The organism is Bartonella queenslandensis AUST/NH15 (assembly GCF_000312585.1).
GTDB lineage: Bacteria > Pseudomonadota > Alphaproteobacteria > Rhizobiales > Rhizobiaceae > Bartonella > Bartonella queenslandensis_A.
The window spans coordinates 1-474 of record NZ_HE998454.1 but is presented as its reverse complement, the minus strand read 5'-3'; the positions used below and the strand labels follow the sequence as shown (position 1 = coordinate 474).

At 43.5% G+C, this 474-nt stretch carries 2 pseudogenes; both read right to left on the bottom strand.

The features are described 5' to 3' along the window. Positions 1-237, bottom strand: a pseudogene (locus BN338_RS10620) (hypothetical protein); the annotation flags it as partial. Continuing rightward, positions 237-474 (bottom strand): annotated as a pseudogene (locus tag BN338_RS10615) (hypothetical protein); the annotation flags it as partial. The pseudogenes BN338_RS10620 and BN338_RS10615, both read right to left, overlap by 1 nt.

Here is a 474-nt window from a genome sequence, read left to right as displayed (position 1 = left end):
CTTCTTTCCTAAAACTGTCTGTTGTATCTGGGTTGTAATTGCCGCTAAAAATCGATCCTCATCATCCAAAACAAGCCATAACTGTTTCTTGCCACTGCAAATGGCTTCAATGAGCTCTTGCAACGTGATTTCATGTTTGAAACGCTCTACATATTCACGAAATGACGCAATGATGTCTTCCAGATAAGGCGCTATACGCTCCATATCCCAAGACGTGGTCAAAAAAACTTGTGCCATTATCCTCTGCCTAAAGGACGTAAATCTACGTTAAAACCTGTGATATGCTTCCAAGGAACGCCTTCAGGAATGCGCAATTTAAATCGGTGATAACGATTGTGCGAACGACCATGATAAGCGCCCGTAACATAAGAACACACCCGCTCCTTGTGCCATGTGATCGGTGTCTGATCATAACGAAGCCGACGTTCTCCTATGCTTAAAAGACCTTCAAGCGTATCAACTTCAGCAAACGTC